9 protein-coding genes and 1 tRNA gene are annotated in these 20558 nt (G+C 43.3%); 5 read left to right on the top strand and 5 right to left on the bottom strand.

What is annotated here, in order from left to right; translation table 11 throughout:
• Positions 1-91: 91 nt before the first annotated feature.
• Positions 92-5659, top strand: a complete 5568-nt coding sequence (locus ACOOE0_RS02230) for an alpha-2-macroglobulin family protein (protein ID WP_420400849.1) — start codon at positions 92-94, stop codon at positions 5657-5659.
• Between the two features lie 13 nt (positions 5660-5672).
• A complete protein-coding gene (gene pbpC, locus ACOOE0_RS02235; RefSeq protein ID WP_420400850.1) occupies positions 5673-8045 on the top strand; it encodes a penicillin-binding protein 1C in 2373 nt (790 codons plus the stop codon).
• A gap of 3 nt (positions 8046-8048) precedes the next feature.
• Here pbpC and der read toward each other — a convergent pair whose 3' ends face one another.
• Positions 8049-9350 (bottom strand): ribosome biogenesis GTPase Der, encoded by a 1302-nt coding sequence (der, locus tag ACOOE0_RS02240; RefSeq protein ID WP_420400851.1) that lies wholly within the window; start codon positions 9348-9350, stop codon positions 8049-8051.
• A gap of 76 nt (positions 9351-9426) precedes the next feature.
• Here der and ACOOE0_RS02245 point away from each other — a divergent pair, with 76 nt between their 5' ends.
• Positions 9427-9927, top strand: a complete 501-nt coding sequence (locus ACOOE0_RS02245; protein WP_420400852.1) for a GTP-binding protein — start codon at positions 9427-9429, stop codon at positions 9925-9927.
• A gap of 12 nt (positions 9928-9939) precedes the next feature.
• Here ACOOE0_RS02245 and era read toward each other — a convergent pair whose 3' ends face one another.
• Both era and ACOOE0_RS02255 read right to left on the bottom strand, forming a co-directional pair.
• The gene (gene era / locus ACOOE0_RS02250) at positions 9940-10824 is read right to left on the bottom strand and encodes a GTPase Era (RefSeq protein ID WP_420400853.1); all 885 of its coding nucleotides are present in this window, start codon (positions 10822-10824) and stop codon (positions 9940-9942) included.
• On the bottom strand, positions 10811-12175 hold the full coding sequence (locus ACOOE0_RS02255; RefSeq protein ID WP_420400854.1) for an alanine/glycine:cation symporter family protein: 1365 nt from the start codon (positions 12173-12175) through the stop codon (positions 10811-10813). The genes era and ACOOE0_RS02255 overlap by 14 nt, the downstream gene beginning before the upstream one ends.
• Before the next feature lie 645 nt (positions 12176-12820).
• On the opposite strand from ACOOE0_RS02255, the gene ACOOE0_RS02260 reads away from it, so the two are divergent.
• Both ACOOE0_RS02260 and ACOOE0_RS02265 read left to right on the top strand, forming a co-directional pair.
• A tRNA-Met gene (locus ACOOE0_RS02260) sits at positions 12821-12893 on the top strand.
• Between the two features lie 249 nt (positions 12894-13142).
• A complete protein-coding gene (locus ACOOE0_RS02265; protein ID WP_420400855.1) occupies positions 13143-14270 on the top strand; it encodes a family 10 glycosylhydrolase in 1128 nt (375 codons plus the stop codon).
• Positions 14271-14375: 105 nt separating this feature from the next.
• Here the strand turns inward: ACOOE0_RS02265 and ACOOE0_RS02270 are convergent, their stop codons facing one another.
• Together ACOOE0_RS02270 and ACOOE0_RS02275 are read right to left on the bottom strand one after the other, a co-directional pair.
• Entirely contained in the window at positions 14376-17519 is a 3144-nt protein-coding gene (locus tag ACOOE0_RS02270; protein ID WP_420400856.1) for a glycoside hydrolase family 2 TIM barrel-domain containing protein, read from the bottom strand.
• Between the two features lie 8 nt (positions 17520-17527).
• Positions 17528-20557 carry an aminotransferase class III-fold pyridoxal phosphate-dependent enzyme gene (locus tag ACOOE0_RS02275; RefSeq protein ID WP_420400857.1) on the bottom strand — a complete coding sequence of 1010 codons (3030 nt, stop codon included), beginning with the start codon at positions 20555-20557 and terminating at the stop codon, positions 17528-17530.
• Position 20558: the final 1 nt, after the last annotated feature.

Genomic DNA, 20558 nt, shown 5'->3' on the forward strand with positions numbered 1-20558 from the left:
ACGTTCTTCGTAAGATCGTCCCCCGCTTCTCTCCATAATTAAGCTATCTTGTCTTTGGCAAATTCATTGTTCATTAAATTCCGTTTTCAAGATGGTTCGCACACTCCGTTTTCTATTCGTTTCCCTTTTTATATGTACCGTATCCTGTAAAAAAAAGATAGATCCAGAAAATCTGGACAACCTATTTAAGTTTAAGGATTATATCAGTTACCATACGCATGGCAATGAAAGTATTGCCACACCCATTCAAATAGTGCTGGCCCAACAACTGGATCAGTTTGAACTTACCCAAGAACTTCCTTCGGAATATTTAAAAATATCACCAAAGGTGGACGGAAAACTGGTCATTGAAAACGGTAGGGAACTCACTTTCCAACCCTCGGAATATTTAAACCCGGACACGGAATACACGGTAAGCTTGCAACTTCACAAGTTGTTTGAAGACATTGATAGTGATTTCAAAAAATACACCTTTGGATTTAAAACCCTTGCTCCTAATTTTAAGATTAGCCTTGGCAATCTTCAATCCTACAGCAAAAATTGGCAGTATTTGACGGGCACCCTGGAAGCTTCTGATGTATTGTCCGCCGAAAAAATCTCGGCTATTTTGTCCGCAACCCAAGAAAATAAAAAAGTTGCCATCAACTGGCAAAACACCACGGAAGACGCCAAATACTTCAGCTTTACCATAGACAGTATTTCCCGAAAAATAGATGACAGTGAATTACAACTCAGTTGGAACGGCTCCGAACTCAATATTGACAACAAAGGCTCAGAGACCTATACCATTCCAGGGCTGAACAAGTTTGTGGTGGTCGATGCCAAAACCTCAACAGCTCCCAATGCCGCCCTAACCCTGAACTTTTCGGAGCCCTTAAATGAAAACCAAAATCTGAACGGACTGGTCACCATTGAAGGTGCTGAAAGCCTGCGTTATGAAGTGGATGGAAATGTTCTCCGCGTTTATCCCTCAAACAGGATATTGGGAGAAGTTAAAGTGAATGCCTTTGAGGGTATCAAAAGTGCTTACGGATTCAGTCTTAAAAATAGTTTTTCCAAGTGGATTTCCTTCGAACAGCTCAAACCCAATGTTCGGCTCATCTCCAAAGGCACTATCCTGCCCAATGCCGCTTCCACCCCTATATATTTTGAAACAGTTAATCTTGCCGCTGTGGAGGTCAGGGTCATTCAGGTTTTTGAAAATAATATGCTGCAATACCTGCAAAACAATAACCTCACGCCACAATACCGGTCAGATTTAAGACCCGTTGGACGAAGAGTGGCCTACAAGGTCATTCCCTTGGCCACAGAAGGAGACGAAAACTCAAGCTATTGGAAAGCACATGCCCTTGATTTATCCGAATTGATCAGCATAAACCCAGGTTCGTTGTACCGTGTAGAGTTAAGTTTTAAAAAGGAGCATACAACCTATAGCTGTACTGAAGGAGGGGAAAGTGAGATGCTTGCGGCGCAAGAAACGGTGAACTCTTCACTAAATACTGAGGAAGAGCGTCTGGAGGAGCGCTATTGGGACAATGAAATTTACTATTGGAGAAATTACTCTTACAATTGGGAGGAACGGGACAATCCTTGTCATCAAGCTTATTACAATGAGGACAGAATAACTTCCACACATTTGTTGGGCAGCGATTTGGGATTGATCGTAAAAAAGGGGAACAACCGCTCCTACCATTTTGCCGCCACCAATTTACTGACAGCCATGCCAGAGGCTAACACCAAAATCAAGTTTTACAATTTTCAGCAGCAATTATTGGGCGAAGTGACTACGGACGCCTCCGGTTTTGGTATATATGATGGTGAGAAAAGTTTGGCATTTGCCGTGGCAGAAAAAAACAACAATTTCGCCTACACCAAGTTAGCGGATGGCAATGCACTTTCCTTGAGCAAATTTGACGTGTCCGGGGAAGAATTGCAAAGCGGATTGCAGGGATTTATATATACCGAAAGAGGGGTTCACCGACCAGGTGACACCATCCATTTAACCTTTGTGCTGGATGACAGAAACAATCCATTGCCCGAAGGGCACCCAATTACCTTGGAAGTCAACGATGCTCGTGGAAAGTTAGTGCAGCGTACCCTGTTGAAAAAGGAAAGCAGCCAGGTTGCAGATGGACTATATGCCATAAAGGAAGGGCAGTTCTACTATTTCCCAATACCCACCAAACCCACTGCTCCCACTGGTACTTGGAACGCCAAAATTGTGGTTGGTGGCACCCAATTCCATAAAAGTCTCAAGGTTGCCACCATAAAACCCAACCGTTTAAAGGTGGATTTTGCCTTTGAAAACGAGATATTAAAAGCAAATCAAAACAACAAAGGGCAGGCCAAGGTGCAATGGCTCCATGGTGCCCCAGCTCGAAACCTCAAAGTGGACATCAAAGCCAAATTGAAAAATGCTGCATCCGCCTTTTCCGGCTTTAATGGTTATGTTTTTCAAGATCCCGTGCGCACATTCAATGAAATTGAAACCCAATGGGTCGATGCCAAACTTAATGAAAATGGGATTTTGGACATCAATAAGAAATTGGATGTCAATGCAAAGGCCCCAGGGATGCTTCAAGCTGTTTTTACCACAAAGGTATTTGAAGGTGGTGGTGATTTTTCCATAGATGTTTTTAGCAAAAAGTTGGCACCCTTTACGCATTTTGTGGGCCTGCGCTCCCCAAAAGCCAAGCAATATGGTTCTTTCCTGACCGATGAGAACAACAACTTTGATGTGGTCAGCGTGAATGCATTGGGTAAAACCGAGGGCAACCGAAAACTCAAGGTGCAAATATTTAAAATTGAATGGCGTTGGTGGTGGAACCGGGGATATGACAATCTTTCCCGTTATGAAAACGCAACGGTTCACCGTCCTTTCAAGGAAATGTCGGTTACCACCAAAGCGGATGGAAAGGGTAGTTTTAACCTCAACATTCCTGATGATGATGGAGGTCGTTTCTTGATTAGGGTCATTGACGAGGCATCTGGACATGCTACTGGTCGCACCGCTTACTTTTACCGAAATTGGTGGCGAAGACCAGCTTCAGGCGATTCGGAAAGTTCCAAGATTCTCATTTTTTCGGCAGATAAGGAGAAATATACGCTAGGCGAAAACGCAGTGGTAACCTTCCCTTCAGACAAAGGAGGGCGGGCCCTGCTCAGCATAGAAAATGGCTCCGAAGTCTTGTCCCAGCAATGGATAGAAACCTCTACCAAGGAAACCCAAGCCAAAATTCCGATAACGGCAGAGATGGCTCCCAATGTTTATGTCAATATTTCCCTTTTACAACCACATGGGCAAGTAAAAAATGACCTCCCCATACGATTGTACGGCGTAGTACCCCTATTGGTGGAGAACCCAGACACTTTTCTAAAACCCGAACTAAAAATGCCGGAAGTGCTGCAACCGGAACAATCTTTCAAGGTAACCGTATCCGAAGCCGATAACAAACCCATGACCTATTCCTTGGCAGTAGTGGATGACGGTCTCTTGGATCTAACCCGATTCAAAACCCCTGATATTCATAGCTCGTTCTATGCCAGACAGGCGCTTGGGGTCAAAACCTTTGACATTTTTGATGATGTGATGGGAGCCTATTCCGTTAGTGTAGACAATATCTACGCCATTGGAGGTGGCGGAATTGGAGAAGGCGCCAAAAATCGCAAAGCGCAGCGTTTTAAACCTGTGGTCACCTACCTGGGTCCCTTCAGTTTAAATGCTGGGGAAAAAGCAGACCACACCATAAAAATGCCCAATTACGTTGGCTCTGTGCGAACCATGGTGGTAGCTGGTAATCAAAAAGGGGCCTATGGCAATGTAGATAAAACTACTCCTGTCCGGAAACCGTTGATGGTATTGACATCCATTCCAAGGAAATTATCTCCTGGGGAAAAAGTAACCATCCCCGTAACCGTTTTTGCCATGGAGAAAAAGGTGAAAAACGTTAGGGTTACCATAGAATCGGACAAGGCGTTGAAGCCCATTGGTCCAACGACCAAGGATATCACATTTGATTCCGTTGGGGAGCAAATCGTCAATTTTGACTTTGAGGTACATCCAACAACCTCCTTTCAGAATATAAAAGTTATGGCCTCGGGAGCAGGAGAAAGTGCTAGCAGTGCCATAGAGATTGATGTGGAGAACCCAAACCCAATCACTTCCCAAAACAGCTTACATACCATTGAAGGCAACCAATCCCAATTGGTCACATTGGAACCCTTCGGAACTTCTGGGACAAACACAGCATTCATCGAGTTTTCCACACTACCGCCTATGGACTTCTCCAAACGCATGGAATATTTGATTCGATATCCGCATGGCTGCGTTGAGCAAACCACATCCGCCGCTTTTCCACAACTCTTTTTGGCCGATGTCCTTGATATCACTTTTGACAAGGAAAAAGAGGTACAGAAAAATGTGAAGGCTGCCATTAAACGCTTGAATGATTTTCAGATGCCCAATGGAGGACTCAGTTATTGGCCCAATTACGGAGGCGCCAACGATTGGGGAACCTCTTATGCAGGCCATTTTATGCTGGAAGCCAAGCAAAAAGGATATCAACTACCCCTCACTTTTTTGAGCAATTGGCTGCGCTATCAGAAAAATACGGCCAAGCAATGGAGCAATCAACGCACTAGTTACAATGATGATATGGCCCAGGCGTATCGTTTGTATACTCTGGCCCTGGCCCAACAACCGGAATTGGCGGCCATGAATAGATTACGGGAGTCCAACAAGTTGAGCAATGAAGCCAAATGGCGATTGGCGGCGGCCTATGCCCTGGCCGGCAAAAAAGAGGTGGCCCAGCAGATTACGCAAACCGCCAATATCAATTTTCAGTCAAATAGCTACAATTACAGAACCTATGGTTCTGTTTTCCGGAATAGGGCCATGGCGTTGGAAACCATGGTGATTCTGGGTCATAGCCAACTGCGGGAACTTGCAGAATCCTTAGCAAAAAATTTGTCATCCCAAAGGTGGTATAGTACCCAAGAAACCGCCTATGCCCTGCTTTCCATGGCAAAAATGGTAAGTAAAAATGGAGGTAAATCCTTGGATCTGAGCTTTACCCAGAATGGCAAAAAAGTGAATGTAAAAACAGATAGAGCCATTGCCCAACGACCCCTTACTATCACATCTGCCACGGATAAGGTGCAGATAGAAAATCATCAAGGGAACATCATTTATGCCACCCTTTCACTTAGTGGTCGACTTCCAGTGGGGCAAGAACTTGCCCAACAACAAAACCTAAGGATTTCGGTAACTTATCAGGATCCTCTGGGAAATGCAGTGGATGTGCGCCAGTTGCGACAAGGAACCGAACTTCAAGCAAAAATTAATGTGTTCAATACTTCCAACGATTTCATCAATGATGTGGCACTGACCCAGATTGTTCCAAGCGGATGGGAAATTGTGGACACGTCTTATACAGGCTTTGGGAATGATAATTCGGGGAATGCATCTTATAGGGACACAAGGGATGATCGAACCCATTTCTATTTCGATTTAGGGGCTAAAAAGAGTAAAACTTTTACCGTAAAATTAAACGCCTCTTACCTAGGAGATTACTATCTGCCAGGAGCACAAGTAGAGGCCATGTACGATAACAACTATAGTGCCCGAAACAAGGGACAATGGATCAAAGTGGTACAATAATATCAAGTACAGGATGACAAACCTCACATCCATATACAACAAACTAACATTGAAACACAAGATTGGGCTGGGATCTTTTCTGATGCTATTCATTATATGGCTGTTTTGTCTACCTAAATTGCTCTTTGATGACCCTATCTCTACCGTGGTTTTAAGCTCAGACCAGGTATTGGTCGGAGCCCGAATTGCAGAGGACGGCCAGTGGCGTTTTCCCGAGCTTGATTCGGTTCCTTACCGATTTGAGCAGTCTGTTCTATTCTTTGAGGACGAGTATTTTTACCAACACCCTGGTTTTAACCCGGTTTCCATCTTTAAAGCGATACAGCACAACCTTACCAAGGACTCCCGAAGGGGTGGAAGCACAATTACCCAACAACTCATAAGGCTGAGCAGAAAAAACAAATCCAGAACCTATTGGGAAAAAGGCATTGAACTTTTTCTGGCCACCCGACTGGAACTACGATATTCCAAAGAAGATATCTTACGCCTTTATGCCAGCCATACCCCTTACGGTGGGAATGTGGTAGGATTGGAAACTGCTGCTTGGCGCTACTTTGGCATTCCAGCCCATGAGCTAAGTTGGGGGCAATCGGCAACTTTGGCGGTGTTACCCAATGCCCCATCGCTTATTTTTCCTGGAAGAAACGAGCAAACCCTCAGAAACAAACGGAATCGACTATTGAAAAAATTATGGGTCAAGGATGTCATTGATCAAACCACCTATGAACTTGCCATAGCTGAGCCATTGCCTCAAAAACCACTGCCCCTACCCAATATTGCGCCCCATTTAACGGAACGAATCAAAAAAGAGCATCCAGGAAAATCGATTACTACTTCTCTGGACAGGCCGCTGCAAATTCAAACCAACAGTCTTGCTGAACAACATTATCAACGCCTAAAAAGCAACGAAATCCATAATTTGGCCATTTTGGTTCTCGATGTGGAAACTAGAAAGGTCTTGGCCTATGTGGGAAACTCCCCAGCATCTGGGGAACATGGCAATTATGTAGATATCATCACAAAAAACCGAAGTACGGGAAGCACCCTAAAACCCTTTCTTTTTACATCCTTGTTGCATGAAGGACAATTGCTCCCAAACAGCTTGGTCAACGATATTCCAACCGTAATCAATGGGTATAATCCAAAAAACTTCAACAAAAAACATACAGGGGTAGTTCCAGCCAGCTGGGCACTTTCCCGTTCATTGAATGTGCCGGCTGTGCGCTTATTAAGGCAATTTGGGCTTCAAAAGTTTTATAACAAACTCCAAAAAATGCAAATGAAATCCCTGGACAAACCCGCTGAGTATTATGGGTTGTCCCTGATTTTGGGAGGTGCTGAAAGCTCCTTGTGGGACGTCACCAAAAGCTATGCTTCCGCCGCCTCAACCCTTAATTACTTTGTATCCCATTCCAGCACCTATCGTTCCCATGAATTCTCTGAACCTTCCTATCTAAAGGAGCAAAAAACCGATTTTGGGAAGGAGCAATTCGAAGCTCCAATATTTGGTGCAGGAGCCATTTATCACACGTTTAAATCCTTAAGGGAAGTCAATCGCCCAGAAGGGGATGAAAATTGGCAGTTTTTTGATGCTGCCCAGCCCATAGCCTGGAAAACTGGAACAAGTTTTGGCTTTAAAGATGCTTGGGCGGTAGGGGCAACCCCAAAATATGCCATAGGCGTTTGGGCGGGTAATGCGGATGGCGAGGGCAGACCGGGATTGGTAGGCATTTCGGCAGCGGCTCCCATTTTATTTGATGTTTTGGCCTCTTTACCCCACAGTGGTTGGTTCCCAGAGCCCTATGACGACCTTGTTGCTTTGGAAACCTGTTCCAAAAGTGGACAACGGGCTTCGGTTTTCTGTGAAGATACCCAAGAACTGCAACTGCCGGCCAACGGATTTAAAAGTGCTACCTGCCCCTATCATCATCAAGTTTTTTTGGATGCCCAAGAATCTTATCGAGTTACTTCTTCTTGTTATCCAATGGAGGATATGGTACAAAAAAGTTGGTTTAGCCTACCGCCCGCTGTGGAATACTACTATGCTGATACCAATCCCAATTATAAAAGTTTACCCCCCTATCTTTCTGGATGTGGTTCTGAAGAACAGCAACTGATGGAGTTCATTCATCCCAGATTGAATGAGGAAATTCTTATTCCTAAAGATCTTGGAACAAGTCAAAAAGATGTGGTTTTTAAGCTCGCCCATCAACAAGAGGATAGTACTGTGCACTGGTATTTGGATGAGACCTATGTGAACACGACCACCAGCTTTCATGAGCTGATCTTGCCAGTGAAGCCAGGATCATATACCCTCACAGCTGTGGATGATGGTGGTAACCGAATTCAACAACCTATACAAGTGGAGTTGGCATCCAGCCAATAAGACCTACTTTTTCCGCATAAAAATGGTGATAGGCACACCGCTAAAATCAAAATGCTCCCGCAGCTTGTTCTCCAAAAATCGCTTGTACGGGTCTCGGACATATTGGGGCAAGTTGCAGAAAAATGCAAACTGCGGATACGGGGTAGGTAGTTGCGTACAGAATTTTATTTTCACATACTTTCCTTTATAAGCCGGAGGTGGTGTATGCTCAATAATGGGCAGCATAATATCGTTTAGCTTCCGTGTAACAATCTTTTTTGAGCGATTTTTGTACACATCAACGGCGGTCTCAATGGCCTTGAATATCCGCTGCTTGGTAAGCACGGAAATGAACAAAATCGGGACATCGTCAAAAGGCTCTATGGCCTTTTTTATTTTCTGTGTATACTCCTTGACCGAATTGGTCTCCTTTTCGACCAAATCCCATTTGTTGACAAGAATTACAACTCCCTTATTATTCCGCTGTGCCAACCAAAAAATGTTCTGTACCTGACCGTCAAACCCACGGGTGGCATCCAACAATAGAATACAAACATCGCAATGTTCAATGGCCCTTACGGATCGCATTACGGAGTAAAATTCCAAGTCTTCCTTTACTTTGGCTTTTCTTCGAATACCTGCCGTATCCACCAAATTAAATTCAAACCCAAACCTATTGTATTTGGTATCTATACTATCACGGGTTGTCCCTGCAATATCAGTTACGATATATCTTTCTTCCCCGATCAAGGCATTTATGAAGGAGGATTTTCCAGCATTGGGCCTTCCCACAACTGCAAAGCGGGGCAGTTCACTTTCTTCCTCCTCTATCTCTGGAAGCACCTCGACCAAGGCATCCAATAATTCTCCCGTTCCACTACCATTGATACTGGACAAAGTGTAGTAATCGCCCAATCCCAAGGCATAAAATTCCACAGCATCCGATTCACGCTGGGCATTATCTACCTTATTGACTGCCAGAAACACGGGTTTGTCCACTTTACGTAGTAATCTGGAAACATCTTCATCCATCCCAGTAACCCCAGATTCCACATCCACCATAAAAATTATGGCATCTGCCTCATCAATGGCCAACTCAACCTGTTTATCAATTTCCTGCTCGAAAATGTCATCACTCCCCACTACATATCCACCGGTATCGATCAAAGAAAATTCCTTGCCGTTCCAATCGCTTTTACCATAATGGCGATCACGTGTAACCCCACTAACAGCATCCACGATGGCTTCCCTTCGTTGGATCAATCGGTTAAAAAAAGTGGATTTGCCTACATTGGGTCTTCCCACAATGGCTACGATAGCTCCCATCCGCATTAAATTTTGGCAAAAATACCATTATTTATGAAGAAAAAATGATACCTTTTTTTATCAATGTCAACCACTTATGAGTGATTTTACCAATGAAATTGTATTACGACCTCGTTTTGAGATTTCTTTTCACGAAGATTTGGAACAACTAAAGTCCGTTTTTGACAAAAAAGCCCCAGATCCTTTTTTAATCAAGCGTTTGGATGAGCATATTTACATCAGATTCAAAAAGTCGGAAACCAATTTTTGGACTCCCCAGGTACATTTGGAGCTCACTTCCTTTGAAGAAGGGATTAGTAAGATTCATGGGGTTTTTGGGCCAAATCCTACCCTTTGGACCTTTTTTATGTTCCTACATTTTGGTGTAGGTACCTTATTTGTGATTTTGGGTGTTTTTGCCTATTCCAATTATTCATTGGGGTATGATGTTACTCTTTGGTTGGCGGGAATGTTCTTTTTGGTGGTTATCTGGTTTGCCCTGTATGCTTTTGGAAGAATGGGACGGGCCAAGGGTCAACCACAAACAGACCAACTTAAAACCTATATCAGGCAACTAATTGCTGGCCTCAAGCGATGAAGAAAATCGGGTTTAGCTATTATATCCGAAACGGCGTAGCTGGGATGTATTGTTTCTCCAGTTTTTATTGACCTTGACGTACAGTTCTATATGAACTTGTTTATCAAAAAATTTCTCCAAATCCTTTCGGGCCTCCACCCCCACTCTTTTCAATGCACTCCCCTTGTGACCAATAATGATTCCCTTTTGGGTATCACGTTCAACCATAATTACCGAACGGATTCTGATAATGTCCTCGTCTTCAATAAATTCTTCGGTTTCTACCTCAACAGCATAGGGAATTTCCTTTTTGTAATGCAAGAGTATTTTCTCCCGTAGGGTCTCATTCACAAAAAAGCGTTCCGGTTTATCAGTCAATTGATCCTTGGGATAATAGGGAGGTGCTTCTGGAAGTAACTCCAGGATTCGGTCAAAAACTTCCTTCACATTGAAGTTTTCAAGGGCAGATATGGGATGAATCTCTGCCTTGGGAAGTAGTTTTTGCCAATGCTGAATCTGTTCTTCAAGGATTTCTTGGTCTGAGGTGTCGATTTTGTTGAGAAGCAACAGCACTGGTATTTTGCTGTTTTCAATCTTTTTGAAGAAAGCTTCATCCTTTAGGGCTTTCTCTCCAATTTCCACCATATAGAGCAGTACATCTGCATCTTCAAAGGCCGATTTTACAAAATCCATCATTGAACTTTGCAACTCGTAAGCTGGTTTAATGATTCCAGGGGTATCGGAAAGAATCACCTGAAAATCATCCCCATTTACAATACCTAGAATACGATGCCTAGTGGTTTGCGCTTTGGAGGTAATAATAGAGAGTTTTTCACCAACAAAAGCGTTCATCAAGGTAGACTTCCCCACATTGGGGTTGCCTATAATATTTACAAAGCCCGATCTATGCTTGTTCATGTTTTAACTTTTGAAAGTATTTTTTGGCCGCTGCATTTACCTTGGGAGCCAAAATCAATATAGCTATCATATTGGGGATTACCATCAAGGCATAGGACAAATCAATAAGATTTTTTACCAATTCCAAAGAAGCTACTGCGGCAAAGACAATCATGATCACAAAATAATGGTTATAATACCTCCCAATCTTTGCGTTGGTTAGAAAGGACAGACATTTTACCCCATAATAGGAATAGGTAAACAAGGTAGACAAGGCAAAAGCGGTAACAATAATCATTAACAAATCATCCCCAAAACCAAACAAGGTGGTCCTAAACGCCTGCAATGTCATCACTATTCCGCTGGAATCATCCAAATAAGCACCGCTCAAAATAATAACCACTGCGGTAAAGGTACAAACCAAAATAGTGTCAATAAATGGACCCAACATGGCCACCAAGCCTTCACGAATGGGCTCATCATTTTTGGACTGCCCATGATACATGGGAGCACTACCCAAACCTGCTTCATTGGAAAACATGGCGCGTTTGACACCAATGATGACCAAGCCCCAGAATCCACCGGTTACTATAGTCTTAAAGTTCCAGGCTTCAGTTATGATAAGTTTTAAAGCAGGAACCACTTGGGAAGCATTCAACACCATAACAACGATTACAGCCACTAAATATACCATGACCATAACTGGAACAATGGCCGTGGCCACCTTGGCAATCTTGGTCAGACCTCCAAAGATTACGAAGGAGGTAATGATGGCAAGAACAATTCCTACGCTCAATTTCCAATTGAAATCGCTCATGGCAAAAAGCGAGTCAGCAGGTTCAACCACGCTCATAAAGGTCTCGGTAAACTGATTGGCTGTGAAAACACCAAGGAATCCAAAAATTCCCGAGAGGCAAAAGAAGATAGCCAGGGGTTTGTACTTTTTCCCCAATCCTTTGGTGATATAAAACATGGGGCCTCCTTGTAGCTTTCCTTCAGAATCCTCCCCCCTGAACATGATGGACAAACTACAGGAATAAAATTTAATGCACATCCCGATTAAGGCGGTCATCCATATCCAAAAGACAACCCCAGGTCCTCCATCATGAATAGCAATGGCAACCCCAGAAATGTTTCCCAAACCCACGGTAGCCGCCACAGCAGCAGATAAGGCCTGCAATGAACTCACATCCCCTTTGGCATTTTTATCATCGTACTTTCCTCTGGTAATGGCAATGGCATGACCAAAAAAACGATATGGGGTCAATTTGGAATAAAAAATCAAGAAGAGGCCACCTCCTATCAATAAGATGAACATGGGCCAGTTTGCCCATGAATTGGCATCTACCAAAAAGCTGTTTATTTTTTCCATGGTTTCGAAGGTAGCTATTTCGGATAAAAATCCGGTCAATTACAAAAAAGATACCGAGCCAAGCTCGGCATTAGTTCGACCATTTGATTTGAATTCACTATGTTTTTCAAATCAAGGTTTAAAAACACGTGAAAACCACTAAAAGATACCGAGCCAAGCTCGGCATTAGTTCGACCATTTGATTTGAATTCACTATGTTTTTCAAATCAAGGTTTAAAAACACGTGAAAACCACTAAAAGATACCGAGCCAAGCTCGGCATTAGTTCGACCATTTGATTTGAATTCACTATGTTTTTCAAATCAAGGTTTAAAAACACGTGAAAACCACTAAAAGATACCGAGCCAAGCTCGGCATTAGTTCGACCATTTGATTTGAATTCACTATGTTTTTCAAATCAAGGTTTAAAAACACGTGAAAACCACTAAAAGATACCGAGCCAAGCTCGGCATTAGTTCGACCATTTGATTTGAATTCACTATGTTTTTCAAATCAAGGTTTAAAAACACGTGAAAACCACTAAAAGATACCGAGCCAAGCTCGGCATTAGTTCGACCATTTGATTTGAATTCACTATGTTTTTCAAATCAAGGTCTCACTAAATTTGGAAATAAAGGAAAAACGGTTGTATATTTGCCGTCCACATCGCGGGATAGAGCAGTAGGTAGCTCGTCGGGCTCATAACCCGAAGGTCACAGGTTCGAGTCCTGTTCCCGCTACTAGGAAAGTCATGATCTGTTGAAGGTTGTGACTTTTTTTATGGACCATAATGAATAGGACTAGAAGTTTATCCTGAGCAAAGTAGAAGGAATTCCTGTTTCTACTATTAAAAATAGCCAAGTAAATGCTCGGCTTTTTTGTTGCCAAAAACAAGGTGTTGGCAGTTCTTCCAATGGCATTCATATAAAAAAATGGGAGCTAAAATCGAAAAGAACTACTTTCCGCCCCATTATCAAAAACCAATTTCAATGAAGATTATTTCCAGCTTAATTTTTACCGTTTTGTTCATCTCTTGCCTAATGGTTGAGGCCCAAAATGTGGACAACGGTTTCTCAGACCAAACATTTTACTTTACTGCATGGGGCGATGTCAACAAAGGTGCTAACAATAGCAAAGCCAGCGAGCAGGAACAAAGAACAAGGCTAAAAAGATTGGCAGATGCCGGTATAACGGATTTGCTTCCCAATGCCAGTACAGAACGATTAAAAGAACTGATTCCTTTGGCCAAGGAATATGGTATTCGAGTACATGCTTGGTTATGGATGATGAATATTGGCGGCCTGAAAGAGGCCCAAAAGCACCCCGAATGGTATTCGGTAAATGCGTTGGGACAGAATTGCACGGACTATGACCCCTATGTAAGCTACTATAACTTCTTAAGCCCCTTTTCTGAAGGCGCTCGGGAATTCATTAAAAGTAGGGTAAAAGAAAAAGCTGAGATACCTGGAATAGCCTCCGTGCATTTCGACTACATTCGCTATGTGGATGTGATTCTGGGTGCAGATCTTCAAAAAAAATACAAGCATAACGGTGGTCCCTTGGTGCAAGACCGCATTCTTGATGAATATGATTTTGGGTATCATCCCAACGCCCGTAAAAAGTACAAGGAGATTTTTGGCATAGACCCAATGGAACTTGAGGATCGAAAAGAGAACCCAGCTTGGCAACAGTTCCGTATGAATTCCATAACCTCATTGGTCAACGAATGTGTAGAACTGTGCCATGAAAAGGGAGTAGCGACTTCGGCTGCGGTTTTCCCTTTCCCGCAGTTGGCAAGGGAATACGTACGTCAAGATTGGGGACATTGGAACTTGGATACCTTTTTCCCAATGGCCTATAAAAAAGACCATCAAGGAAACGTGGGTTGGGTTGGATTTGCCACTCAAGAGGGTGTTCGTGATTTGGAGGAAGGGCAAGATTTGATCACTGGAATTCTAACAGGTCATTATGGAGATAACTACAATGACTTTGAAAATGCCATAATCAAAGCCCATGATAACGGCGCAAAGGGCATTTCATTTTTCACGGCAGGTTCTTTGGATGACAGACATATTGCTATTATCAAAAAATACCACAAAAAATACAATGGCAAATAAGATTTGAATTCATTTAGGAGTAACAAAAAGGCTTCCCTAGAAAGGAGGCCTTTTTTTAAATTAAATTGAAGCTAAATCCAACTCGACAAAAAAACGTAATGGAAACTACTCCCTTTGGTTTGGTGTTAGTGTTATGGAATAGGATCTAGTCAAAGGTTTGATCAAATAAGGATCCTGAACCATTCTACCCCACGAATTTTCACCTCCTACACCCATCTGAAGCAAATCGATGTTCCATTGAACGGTGTTGCCCAATTTGATCTCGGCCCCATGTTTTTTGGTGACCGGCACCAAGCCCGATGCCGATTCAGCCCCGTCTTCATCAGCGTTAAAATCCAATTCACGCATGCCAAAGGGCCACGTACTGGCATTAAGCAAGGTGTCTCCCTGCACCTTTACCGAAAGCTTGTCAGAGGAAACCGTCATCCAGCGAACATCCGTTTTATTTCCGGTTTCCTGCGGCCGCGGGTAGCGATGAAACTGATCTTCAATCTTTCCAGAATAAATTCCCGTTTTAACTCCGGTCTTTCTATCCCAATAACTCTCCTCAGGGCCATTTCCGTACCAGGAAACTTCATCAAAGTCTTGGGGAATGGTAAGATATATCCCAAGTCTCGGAATATTGGGAAGTTCCCCTTTCTTTGGCTCAAAGCTATAATTGATTTTCAAAACCCCATCCTGATGCAGCGTGTATTCCATTTGCACCTTGGCCTCTTCATTAGGTAGCGTATAACCTACTTTGAACCCGACTTCCCCACTTTTTTCAACCTTTGGTTGACTCATCAGTTTTGGGCTGCTGTTGTAGGTGGCGTCTTGCCATATTCTGGCCCACTTATCCATCCCATTGCCTAAATCATTATCTGTAGGTGGGCGCCAAAAGTTGGGTTTAATCGGCTGTTGGGTGATGGCTTGATCTCTATACTTCCAAGACAGCAATTCCCCTGATTTTGCATCAATATTGAGCTGTGCAATGTTATTTTCCACGCTGAAAACCCCATCTTTCAAATCAATGCTAAACGCATATCCCATGGGTTGTTTTTCTATTTCGAAACTTCCCTTTTGCAAGATAAATTGACCCCAAGCGATTTCATGGCCTTGCGGAATGGTTGCTGTTGCCTCTTTTTGAAACATTCCCATTTCCAAAATATACTCCTTGCCGGCTTCAAAGTTTTGGGGAATTACCCCAACTCTTATTTTTTCAGACTGCTGCGGCTTTACATCCAAAGGAATCTCCTCTTGTACCTTCGCCACCACACCATCGACCAATAGCTTGGCCTCTAATTCCATCTGGGAAAAATCCATGAAGAAATTTTTGTTTTCCACCTCAACCATCCCATTTCCCAAATAGTGAAAAGCTGCGGGTTGGTATACCTTTTTAACTTCTGTAAGATGCGGGTGGGGATTCCTATAGGGGTCAACCAATCCGTTATTCAGAAAGTTGCCATCTGTGGGTAAGTCGGCATGGTAATCGTGCCCATACGCCAAATATGGATTTCCTTCCTCATCCTTGTACTCCAGACTTTGGTCTACCCAATCCCAGATATACCCTCCCTGAAGGTTGGGATATTTTTCAATGATGTCCCAATAATCCTGTAGGTTTCCAACCGAATTTCCCATGGCATGGGCATATTCAATCATGATGGAAGGTTTGTCCGAATTGGATTCACCATGCTCTATCAGATATTCAGGTTTGGGGTACATGGGACAATATAAATCGGTGTAATCTTCCTTTCCGGCAGGTTCATATTGTACAATTCTATTGTCATCCTCCTCCTTGAACCATTGGTAAGTTGTTCTAAAAATTTCTCCCTCTCCAGCTTCGTTCCCTAATGACCATGAATATATGCTGGGATGATTTCTATCCCGATAGTACATGCGTTGGGTTCGGGACATATGCGCTGGAAGCCATTCCATTTCGTTCCCAATCTGTGTTTTTTCGTCAATGGCCAAAGGATGGCTCTCAATATTGGCTTCGTCCACCACATAAAGGCCGTATTGGTCACAGAGATCAAGCCAATAGGGGTCATTGGGATAATGCGAACTTCTAACCGCATTGATGTTGTTCTGTTTCATAAGCTTTATGTCCAACTCCATTGACTCCATTGAAACCACATGCCCCGTAAACGGGTCTGTTTCATGGCGATCCACCCCTTTGATATAAATGGGCTTGCCATTGATCAAAACTTGACTGTTTTTAATCTCTACCCGCTTAAAACCAACATGGCTCTTTATGTATTGGTTGTTTTCTGGGTTGATGGAATCTTCCAGTGCAATTTGCAAGCTGTAGAGGTTAGGCGTTTCAGCTGACCATTGCTTAACATTCTCAATTAGGTCATTGAGCTGGATCCATTCAACATCTTTGGGAGCTAGGCTTATTTTAGAGGTTTTTGAGAAGACTAAATTTTCATCGTCCAAAAGTTCCACGGTAACCTTTCCCAGTACCGTCTCTTCTGATTCGTTATCCACATAAACGGTCTCTTCATAAATTCCGTCCGAATACTGATCATCCAAGTTGGTATACGAATAATGATCAGAGATATACACCTTGGGGCGAGTATAGAGGTAAACCCCACGTTCAATGCCACTCATCCGTAGCATATCCTGGCTCTCCAAATAGCTGGCATCGCTCCATCGAAACATTTGCAACGCTATCAGGTTTTTTCCCGCTGTCAGGTATTGGGAAATATTAAATTCCGCTGGAGTTTTGCTTCCTTCCGAATATCCAACGTAATTTCCATTGATATACACATACATGGCGGATTTTGCCCCCTCAAAATGAAGGATTACCTCTTCCTTTAAGAAATCTTCCGTCAACTCAATTTCTTTGCGGTAGGTTCCCACAGGATTGTAATCGCTTGGGATATTGGGCCAATGCGTATCAAATGGATATCGCTCATCCAAATAAATGGGAAAATCATGCCCTTCCACCTCCCAATTGGCGGGAACAGGTATGGTACCCCAATCACCGTCATCGTACTCCCTGTTTTGAAATGTTGTAGGGCGCTCTTTTGGGTCTTTTACAAAATGGAACTTCCATTCGCCATTCAGGTTTAGGAACCTTTTGGAATTCTCCTTTTTATCGACGTCAAAAGATTCCATGGCAAAGAACGTAGCTCTCGGCGACAATTTGTTTTCTTCAAAAATGTGATGGTTGAAGTGATACGATTGCTCGGGCACTTCTGGAAGTTGTGGCCTTGTGCACCCAAGTAGGCAAACCAAGGCTATACATCCTATAGAAACTCGTTTCATCTTGTTTGTCAATTAAGTTGCATAAAATCCTCAGCTAGAATTTTGCCCAAGTGCAGCACCAATTCTTCAGCATTTTCCAAGGAAAAAACCATTGGAGGTTTAATTTTTAGGACGTTGTTGTCCGGGCCATCCGTACTCATGAGAATACCATGGTCTTTCATTCTGTTGGCCAAATAATCCGCTTTATCACCCAAGGGATTCAAGGCTTCGTCAACAAGTTCAATTCCAAGAAAAAGACCTTGCCCCCTTACATCTCCAATAACAGGATAGTCCTGGGCCAATTCTTGCAATTTTTGTTTAAGGAATTCCCCCACCTCCAAGGCACTTTCCTGAAGCTTTTCGCGCTTTACCGTTCGTAACACCTCGGTTCCAATGGCGCAGGAAACTGGATTACCACCAAAGGTGTTGAAGTATTCCATCCCATTGGCAAATTTTTCAGCCACCTCTTGTGTACAGACAACCGCCGCCAAGGGATGACCATTGCCCAAAGGTTTTCCAATAGTTACAATGTCCGGTACCACATTGTGCAGTTGAAAGCCCCAAAAAGCTTTTCCAACACGTCCACAGCCTACCTGGACCTCGTCAGCAATACACAAGCCTCCAGCTTTCCGAACATGTTCATAAGCCCTCGCCAAAAATCCCGCTGGTAGTTCTATTTGACCTCCGCAGCTGATAATCGACTCCAAAATCAATGCGCCAACCCCTCTTCCTTTGGAGGCTATCCGTTCAATGAGGGGAAGTATCTCATCCGCATATTTTTCACCTGAATCCTCACCTCGATATTTTCCGCGAAATGCGTCAGGCAACGGAAAGATATGGGTATGTTCTGGTGCTCCCGAACCTCCTTTTCCATCAAATTTATAAGAGCTGATGTCCACACACATATTGGAATTACCATGATATCCAACTTCTGAAGCTATAATATCCCTTTGGCCCGTAGCCGCCTTTACCATTCGAATAGCCAATTCGTTGGCCTCGCTTCCCGAATTCACAAAATGCAATACCGAAAGTTCCGGGGGCAAGGTCTCTAGTAGCTCCTCTGCCAAAGTGTTGATATTTTCATGTAAATAGCGGGAATTGGTATTGAGCAAAGCCATTTGTTTCTGCCCAGCCTTTACCACGTCATAGTTCTCATGCCCCACATGGGCCACATTGTTTACAGTATCCAAATACTTTCTTCCATGTTGATCCATTAAATACTGTCCCGCCCCACGAACCATTTTTATGGGCACCTTATATTGTAGACTTAAACTTTTCCCCAAGTGTTTTTTCCGATAGTCCACTAACGTATTATTGGCCTTGGTTTGGGAAGGTTCCAGTTTTGTATTCTTGAAGAGCAGATTAGGGTCTGGGCAAAGCCCTTTCCAAACATCCAACTGATTGAAGTATGCTACCCCTGGGAAGTCATTTTCATAGCCCAGTAAGGATAGCATTAACTGAAAATGGAGATGTGGAGCCCAATTCCCATTTTCCGGGTAATTGCCCAAAAGACCGATACAGTCTCCTTTTTTTAAGATGTCTCCAACCTTATTCTTTGTGGCGCTGGCCACGGTCATATGCCCGTATAGCGTATAGAACTCTAGGTTGTTTACTTGATGTTTTAAAATAACCAATCCGCCATACTCCTTGTCTCCAGCGTCATTTACCGCTGTAACCACCTGCCCATCAAATAGGGCATGGACAGGAGTGTTGGCAGGCAACCAAAAATCCACTCCTAGATGCACGGTTCTGCTTTCACGACCATTATTTCCCATTTTATCATAGGAGGACGTTCCGTATAACGCCCGAGGCTCCAAATAGCCTCCAGCAATTATCTTATTGGGGTGCTCTTTCTGGAGTTGCTCCAATCTATACTGAAGAAAATCCAGGTCATTGAATTCTTCTTGATGTCCTACCCATTCACTGGAAACACTCAAGTCGATGGGAAGCACATCATCGGCATCAATGGTGGGAAACAACCCCCTTAAAGAAAACTGAAGCCCCTTGGTCCACTGTCCAAACTCCTTTTCTTTGGGATGGGAAGTGAATCCACATGCTTTTCTAAATGAGAAGTAAGCGAAATCTGGATGAATCTGGTACCACTTTTTAAGCACTTCCCATGCAGGTTTTTCACTGACCAGTAAATACGTATTATCCGGCTCCTTGATTTTGTTTAGCGCAGATTTGGTAACGGAAATAACCAATCGCATGGCAATAGCGTGGTACAAATGTTCCAATTCCTCCTCTAAAAGAGGAAAAGATTTATGGTAACCTGCGGCTATGGGTAATGCAGCCTCAAGCGGGTCATTATGATGCATGATGGCATAGGCACTTGCTACGGCCAAATCATTAATGGTTTGGGTAGAAATTGCATCACCATAATCTATAAACGCCCTTACCTGAGGTTCCACCAACTCCTCGGTTACAACAATGTTATTGTCGTTGGCGTCGTTGTGCACAACGGACTTCCGAAGTTTGGAATAGGAATCTTGGTTATTTTGGAAGGCATCAATAAAGTGCGAAAGAATCTCTTTTTCGTCATCTTCAAACAGGTTCAAATGGGCCTTTGTCCAAAGCGCTTGGGCCACGTCCCATTCAAATTCCCTATGTGCTATAGGATGGTCAAAACCCTGCAAAGAATCGGTCAACCTGCCGCATTGCTCTCCCAAGCTAAACCGTAGGCTATCGAGTTGTGGATTTACACCACTCCACAAACGACCAGGAATCCATGTCAGCAACCTCACTTTTCTAAGGTTACCTGAAGAATCCTTGTACTCAGAAATTTCATTTCCATGCACATCTTTGACGACCAAGGGCGAAACAAGATTACCTTTTTGCGCTGCAACATATTGCAGTAATTTTTGCTGGTACTCCAAGTACCCAACGTCCTCGCCAACTCTTGAAACCTTAAGGATATAACCATCACCATCCGGTACCTTGACCCTAAAGTTGAAATCAATTTCCCCAGGTAAAGGAAAAATCTCTCCTTGAACATTGAACAGGTTTTGGGCCAACTTCCCTGCCTCTTCGGTTGATATCTTCAACTTCTCGTATTCCATG

The organism is Flagellimonas sp. (assembly GCF_965215805.1).
Classification (GTDB): Bacteria; Bacteroidota; Bacteroidia; order Flavobacteriales; family Flavobacteriaceae; genus Flagellimonas.

Excerpts from the sequence above, each read along its gene's own strand:
- pbpC (WP_420400850.1), top strand. The coding sequence starts at position 5,673 with ATGACAAACCTCACATCCATATACAACAAACTAACATTGAAACACAAG.
- ACOOE0_RS02245 (WP_420400852.1), top strand. The coding sequence starts at position 9,427 with ATGAGTGATTTTACCAATGAAATTGTATTACGACCTCGTTTTGAGATT.
- era (WP_420400853.1), bottom strand. The coding sequence starts at position 10,824 with ATGAACAAGCATAGATCGGGCTTTGTAAATATTATAGGCAACCCCAAT.
- der (WP_420400851.1), bottom strand. The coding sequence starts at position 9,350 with ATGGGAGCTATCGTAGCCATTGTGGGAAGACCCAATGTAGGCAAATCC.
- ACOOE0_RS02265 (WP_420400855.1), top strand. The coding sequence starts at position 13,143 with ATGAAGATTATTTCCAGCTTAATTTTTACCGTTTTGTTCATCTCTTGC.
- ACOOE0_RS02230 (WP_420400849.1), top strand. The coding sequence starts at position 92 with ATGGTTCGCACACTCCGTTTTCTATTCGTTTCCCTTTTTATATGTACC.
- ACOOE0_RS02255 (WP_420400854.1), bottom strand. The coding sequence starts at position 12,175 with ATGGAAAAAATAAACAGCTTTTTGGTAGATGCCAATTCATGGGCAAAC.
- ACOOE0_RS02270 (WP_420400856.1), bottom strand. The coding sequence starts at position 17,519 with ATGAAACGAGTTTCTATAGGATGTATAGCCTTGGTTTGCCTACTTGGG.
- ACOOE0_RS02275 (WP_420400857.1), bottom strand. The coding sequence starts at position 20,557 with ATGGAATACGAGAAGTTGAAGATATCAACCGAAGAGGCAGGGAAGTTG.